General features: G+C 40.3%; 4 protein-coding genes and 1 pseudogene. 1 reads left to right on the forward strand and 4 read right to left on the reverse strand.

The features are described 5' to 3' along the window. Positions 1-34 precede the first annotated feature (34 nt). Positions 35-2,776: a hypothetical protein gene (locus ACTRWI_RS21515; protein ID WP_499133757.1), complete on the forward strand. Its 2,742-nt coding sequence runs from the start codon at positions 35-37 to the stop codon at positions 2,774-2,776. Between the two features lie 362 nt (positions 2,777-3,138). Here the strand turns inward: ACTRWI_RS21515 and ACTRWI_RS21520 are convergent, their stop codons facing one another. The 4 genes and pseudogenes from ACTRWI_RS21520 to ACTRWI_RS21535 all read right to left on the reverse strand — a co-directional run bounded on the left by ACTRWI_RS21520 (position 3,139) and on the right by ACTRWI_RS21535 (position 6,631). Beyond that, positions 3,139-4,293: a tyrosine-type recombinase/integrase gene (locus tag ACTRWI_RS21520; protein ID WP_499133758.1), complete on the reverse strand. Its 1,155-nt coding sequence runs from the start codon at positions 4,291-4,293 to the stop codon at positions 3,139-3,141. Positions 4,294-4,661: 368 nt separating this feature from the next. After that, positions 4,662-5,606, reverse strand: a pseudogene (locus ACTRWI_RS21525) (ISAs1 family transposase). A gap of 15 nt (positions 5,607-5,621) precedes the next feature. Continuing rightward, on the reverse strand, positions 5,622-5,798 hold the full coding sequence (locus ACTRWI_RS21530) for a transposase family protein (RefSeq protein WP_499133759.1): 177 nt from the start codon (positions 5,796-5,798) through the stop codon (positions 5,622-5,624). Positions 5,799-5,902: 104 nt separating this feature from the next. Continuing rightward, positions 5,903-6,631 carry a hypothetical protein gene (locus ACTRWI_RS21535; protein ID WP_499133760.1) on the reverse strand — a complete coding sequence of 243 codons (729 nt, stop codon included), beginning with the start codon at positions 6,629-6,631 and terminating at the stop codon, positions 5,903-5,905. Positions 6,632-7,023 lie beyond the last annotated feature (392 nt).

Consider the following 7,023-nt stretch of genomic DNA (forward strand, 5'->3'; position numbering starts at 1 on the left):
GGGGGTTATCGTGACCGATACTGGCGGCTCGGGTTTGAATGCCCGTGCCTTGTCAACCGCTCGTGCTGCAGTGCCAAGTACATCAGAGAGTCTGAGCATTACCGGTAGTATTAGCGTGAGAGAATTATACGAAAATAGCGCACCACAATTTCAAGCACAGCTGCTGCGTGATGGTTCGCTCGATACCGCAAATACCGCCAACATTACGGATAACTGGTACCTAGTGGACACTCCCACACAACGCAGTGCACCGGAAACTTGGCAATCCCTGACCAGTCCGCTGATCACTGGCAGTTTACAAGGTCATGCTGGGCGTTATCTACTCTTACTATTGAGTTACAGTGAAAAGGATACAGTGAGGGCTCAAAGTGTCGTGTTAAGTGGCGCTATTAAGGAAACAATTCCGAACACTCCAGGTGATATTGATGGCGATGGTATTGCTAATGAATGGGATGATGATATCGACGGTGATGGCGTTGATAATATAGCCGATGACTTCCCAGAGGATAAGGATTATAGCCTTGACATCGATGGGGATGGGGCGCCAGACAGTTTGAACGATGCAAATATTACAGGAATAGAGATAACCAGTGATGATAGTTATACCATTGATAATAACGAGCTAGTGCGTTTTATTCCGATTACTCTTAGCAATGGTGGCACATTAGTGACTTCTCATGCTCTTATCGGTAGTGCCTCGATTGCTGATAATACACTGTTGTATCAAGCGCCGAGTGAGATGCCTCAACAGGTATATCTGGAGTATGAGTGGATTAACGATAAGGGCGATTCCATGACTGGACAGCTTTTATTGCTCGCAAGCAGTACTGATCCCACAAAACCTAGGTTTGATGATGTTAAGCCAGTTGATATCCAAGCCACAGGACTATTTACCTCTATATCAGGTTTATCGCCTACCGCTCGTGATGTCCTTGGAAACCCCGTTCCAGTGTCTTTGCAAGATGGTGTGCCTCGATTAAGATCGGGTAGTCATATTGTTTATTGGGAAGCTATTGATCCGTCAACTCAAGCGACTCAAACAGTGGGGCAGTTGTACAGAGTGTACCCTCAAGTGGACTTTGAACAACGAGCCTTCGCTTATGAGGGAGGGGAGACCAAAGTGACGGTACACTTGAGTGGTGCCTCTCCCAACTATCCAGTTACCGTACCGGTAGTTATTGAAAGCGAACAAAGTACTAGCGATGTCAATGATCACACTTTGGACCCATTACATACCATCACCATTGACTCTGGACTTAAAGGGACGGTGCGATTTTTTGTTAACGATGATGGTATTAGTGAAGGAGAAGAACGGTTAAATCTAAGGTTTGGTGATGGAGTGAATAAAGGGGCATTTGATTCATTAACGATAACCTTACTTGAATTAGATCCCATTCCTTCTATTAAAGCGGTTGCAGTAGATCAGCAGGGAAAAATGCGCTCTTTAGTATACCCAGAATTAGTTGATCAATTAGCGTTAAAGGCTCAAATATTCAAGCCTATAGCTTCAGATGAAGTGAAAATTGAGTGGTTTATAGAAAATGACGGTGAAAAAGAATCGTTAGGACAGACTTCTGATGAAGAGTTACTACCACTCGACTTTGTTCTACCTGTAGGACGCCATCATTTCCATTATCAAGCGAAAGTGCTTGGTAATAATAGTGATGTATTGAATGGTAAAATGACTTTAAGGGTTATGAATACTCAGCCTTTAAGTCGCACCCAAGACAGCGATAGAGATGGTGCTTTAGATAATGTGGAAGGATTAATTGATAGTGATAATGACCTAATACCGGATTATTTGGACGCTATTAATTCATGTGAGTTGCAAATAATAGATAATGAAAAAGCGACCAATGGTGGTTTTGTACTGCAATCATCACCAGGCAGTTGTATACAATTGGGTCGATTATCGGAGAAAGCGGGTACGTACAGTCCTTATGTAGAAAATAGTTTACGCTCAGCTACCGATGAAAAAGGACAAGAACTTTTACCTCCTGATATCGATAATATTTCTATATATATAGAAAATGATGTCAATAACTTTACTATTACGGATGTATTTAACGATAGTGTTATTATTGTTTTACCTTTAATGAAACCTTTAGAAACAGGGAGTGTTTACCGAAAGTATACTGAACGTAGTGGGTGGTTTACTTTTGATGAAAATGAAGAGGGCAGCAATTTACGTTATGCTCAAGGAGAGTTGGGTTTTTGTCCTGCACCAGGCTCTGACCAATATCAAGAAACACCAATATTAGGTGCCTACTGTTTAGAGGTAACACTCAAAGACGGTGGAGTACATGACGATGATGCGGAGCGTAATGGGCAAGTGGATGACCCGGGTTATATGGCCTATCCGCAAAATAATTTAGTGATCCCCGGCTTTACGGTCGATGCCACTAGGTTGCCATTTCAGGATGAAACTAGGATCAAATTGCAGTTTAATCTTTGTGACTACATTTCAACGAATTGCCAAGATTTATCGGTGATAAACAGCAGTGTTGAGTATGGTGGTGAAGTTCAAATCACAGGTCATGAAATCACAGTGATACTACCATCATGGGTCGACAGTGTGTTGTTACACTTGACCATCACTGATGGCCAGGGGGTAGTCAATGTCCCAGTCGTAATCAACATTTCTCCGTCACAATCGAGCGATGAGCTGATCTCTTACGAACAGATCAGAGGAGGTGCATTACATTGGTGGATATTATGGTTGCTTTGGTTAAGCGTAATGATAGCATGGCGAGAACGCAGAATAGACAGAAGCTGAGATGGTATAAGGTGTTTGGAATAAAGAGTAGGTTAAAAAATCCCTAAATATTAATACTTACTATGCTAAAGACTAATATCTTTAGCCTAGTAAGTATTGACTAAGCCTTATTAACATAAAAAAGTGTTCTGACGCACGTAATACAACATTAAGTACCTATAAAGAAGTTATCCGGAATCTAAGCCCTTTAATTTCCTATAATATCAATAATTTAATTGTTGATAATTTCACGTTGAAAATAAAATTAGATAATGGATTGAAAATTACATCAACGTACAGCCCAGGACCTTTAGCCGTAAAAAAAATTATGAATTAATTAAAATAATAGGATGGATAAAAATTTATACGAATATCCCCGATGATTAATCTTGAAGCAATAAGTTTGGACTATTATCATTGCTTAAACCGCGCAAATATCTCAATACCATCTCGTTACTTTTCCAATCCCCTAATTGGATCAGTTGCGTTAAACTTAAACCCGCTTTATAACCGTCCTGTAGTGCGCCGACTCGACTAGAGTGTCCACTCCACACTTTCCGATGTGCTCCACTACTAGTAACAACGGCACCTCTGTCGAGTAGTATTTTATGCGCACGTTGGTAAATGCGATCAATCGTCATTCCTGACATGGGTGTCTGGCGGTAACCTTCGGGTCGATCTCCTTTTACTGTTAACCAACAAAAAATGAACTCATTTTCACTAAGCCCCTGGCAATACACGTCAAGATAGCGTTTTACAATGGCTGAAAACTTACCAGTTAATCGCTTTGGCTCTGGGCTGATTGTTGTCTTTGAGGTGACACGTTCGATATTTATATCGCCACATTCCAAGATCTTAATATGTTTTTTACGTATTTTCCCTATTTCACCTTCACGTAATAAAGAACCATAGGCAACGGTTAATACCGTCAGATCTCGGAATGGAATAGCGATGTTCTCGTTCCCCCAGATCTCCATTAAGCGAGTGAGGTGGTGTTTGTGAAAGGGTTTCGCTTGTAATTCGATGGTCTGGGTTCCGGTCAATTCCATTTCATCTTTTGCTAATGAATTAAAAAAATGAGTAAAGGCAGGAAGTTTAGTGCTGTCCGTTGCATTCATGATCTTATGAAATAGGCTTAATTGCGCTCGATATTGTTTTAAGGTGTTTATCTTTTTTTCCTGATCTAACTTCATTGATTTGAACCATGCTAACAATACCGGTGCATGAATAGGAAAACTGTAAACCGAGAGCTCTTTGCAATGCTCATCCCATTTCCTCACCACAAAGGCCAGCATTTTTAAGGTGTTGGTACTCAACCCCCCTCGGTTCTCTTCAAAGTCAGCCAGATGAACTAAGCTGTTAGGCAACTCTGACCATTCAGGATCAAAGCTGTGACTCAGATCTGGAAAGTTGAGTTTAAAGCGACTGAGATTTTGTTGTTGTTTTGCCCACTGCTTATGGATTTCATCATGTTTTTTCAATTGTGACGGTGTCACTTCTGACTGTTTAACTAGCGGAAGGTGTGTGGTACTTGTCATAACGACGCCCTACTCATATAGTGTGATATAACTGTAATTATATCACATTATATGAGTAGAATAGATCCCAATAGAAAATCGTGGCATTGGACATTCAAAAATTAGTACCTTTTAATAGTGGGAATGTCACCTATCAAGAGTTCATATGACTTTTTGCAGAATGCATTTCTGCGCACTTGCGACTCACTCACGAGCAATATTATTGACGAAAAACCCATAAGATCTATTTTTTGTAGTGGTGAGTTGTCTGCATCTACGTTACTTCAACTCGTCTTTCCAGATCACGGCTTCACACAAAAAAACAGTTAAATCGTTGCTGAGTCTTCGGGTTATAAATCAATGAATGTATAAGGGGCGAATATACTTTGTTAAACTGATGTAAATAGAACTTTTGCTCGGTAATCCTTGTCCCAGGCTGCTTTGTTCATCTTCCTTAGTACAGACAAGTTACCATCGGATTTTCTAAATAAGTTCTGCACAAAGCGGCGACAACAAGCCATATTTAACGCTGAGTCCCCTGCGTGAATTCGCTGCTCATCTTCTTTGAAAATAACGTCCGAAGCCCAGTGCTGTTGATTCTCGATGTACCAATGTTTTCTTGTCGCCGTTGAGGTTAACTCTAAAGACAAATGGTCTGTGCAAACGTAGTACGAAGTTTCATAGCTTCCTTTCCCTTTGACACTCCTATCTCTCACCACTGCGACGATGCTTTTTACGACATGCCACTTTTCTTTGAGCTCTTCACTGAAGGCTGCGGGGAGTGCGTAAACCTCGCGTACCTCTTTTCTGTCATGCCCTTTATCTTCCGTGACGTATGATTCCTGTTTATCTTCAGGCAGAGCTCAATAACCTTGGAACTGTGTGTGCATCAATCTCAGCTAGTAGACTTGGCTGATTCAGTTTGACTTGCACCAAGGAATCCCTCCTTTATCAACCACTTTATTTAGTGTTTCAACTTGGCAATGCAGAGCATCAGCTGTCAATAAACATCCGTTAATATCTAAAGCGTCTAACATGTCTCTTATCGCATTTAGCTCCATGCCTTTGCCGTTACAAGGTTGGTGTGTGAGAGTCAGACCTTCCTCAACATCAAAGGCGGACACCATATAAAGAGGGTGGGTCTGTTTGCTTGCTTTCGCTCCTTTTAGAGCCTTCCCGTTAACACTGATGATGGGCTGAGCATGCCTATCTCTATGCAAATTAACCCAACCCACCATAGCTTCCAAGTGCGTTTCAGGCACTATCGCTTTCATAATCACCGCTATATTTTGCCGAGTTGGAAGACCATTTTCATAGGGAAAGTACTGACGCAACCATTCGATATTTCCTTAACCAAAATCCTTGATATCAGTCCACTTGTTTTGCCCACAAAGCATGGCGGTGATGACCAAGAAAGCGATTTCCATAACAGGATAAACTTGGTTGATGTGATAACGAGTGTCTTTCACTTTTTTTAACTGCTCAATAATGATCATGTTCGAATTTTTCGTGTTTTTTAACTTCATGAACAGATCGTGACTATCTAGAAAAGTTCCCTATAAAATAAAGTTCATTATTTTCAGTAGTTAAAGTTCGATACCGCCCTTATGAATGTATACTCGCGCCCTGTTTATTCCTCTAAGGACTCAATCTCAGTTTCAAGCCAATCTCTTATAAAGTTTATAGAGACAAAATAAGAATAACGCTCTAAATGAACAGCTTTATCATTTCCAAGTAGAATCGGAGGTTCATAACCTATACCATGAATAACTCCAACCAATTCACCAGAACTGTTTAAGACAGGTCCACCGGACATCCCGGACATTTGAGGTGCTGTATTTAAGCTATAATTACATTCGGGGTAAGTTGCAATTATGACATCCATAACATATATCCCCTCCCCTTTAACTACTTTTCCAGACATGTCATAACCATGGTTAGTCAGAGTCTCTCCAGAGTATATCATCCCTAATCTCATCTTTTTTCGAGACTGGTTATTTTCTTCAATCAATGCTACGTCACAAGTTGGATGGTAAGAGATAACATTACTATAGTCATACTTAGCAACATGCGCAGCAGTTAAACTTATGGAGTCTGTGATAGGGATACTAGAACCATTCCCACCAAAGATAAAAGGTATCATTACTGGTAGATAGTTGATATCCGGGGGGGCTTCATCAAAATGTAAATCACCGTTTTGTACATTTAGACAACCTTGAATTAATAACAAACAAGAAAAAATTCCACTAAAAAAAATTTTTTTCATTCGTGGTAAATTTATCTCATTTATAAATTTCAAACTGTGCATTATAAGAAATAAGGTGTTTAGTAATGTATATTTATTAAAAAAGTAAGTCATAAACACCTCTCTTTATTGTTTTATTAGCATAGTTGACCCACCAATAACTTCCATGTTTTGAAGGAAGTTTTTATTTTCTGTGCATGTGAAACGGTTTAGGCATATTTAATAATTGCCGAAACACTAATTTTCCCCTTTTAAATCAGTAAGTCGCTTTTTGGTAAGCGCTCCATCCCCCCCTCTGGCAGGATAGTTGTCACTGTTAAAATTTAACCAGTTTAAGGCGGTAAGAACAATTTGTGTCTCGTATTCCAGCAGAAAGAAAAGAAGCCATATTGGGGTTTTGCGCCCATTTCAGCGAAAAGTCCAAAGTTGGCTCTCAGGCCTTTAGTTACAAGGGATTCCGAAGAGCAGTAGCATAAGGTCAGAATAAAAAGACTCCACAAAGGAGT

Source organism: Pseudoalteromonas sp. G5_S1_14_S5, assembly GCF_054968605.1.

Bases quoted from the DNA above. Each gene is read 5' to 3' on its own strand.
- ACTRWI_RS21535 (WP_499133760.1), bottom strand. From the start codon at position 6,631: ATGACTTACTTTTTTAATAAATATACATTACTAAACACCTTATTTCTT.
- ACTRWI_RS21520 (WP_499133758.1), bottom strand. From the start codon at position 4,293: ATGACAAGTACCACACACCTTCCGCTAGTTAAACAGTCAGAAGTGACA.
- ACTRWI_RS21530 (WP_499133759.1), bottom strand. From the start codon at position 5,798: ATGAAGTTAAAAAACACGAAAAATTCGAACATGATCATTATTGAGCAG.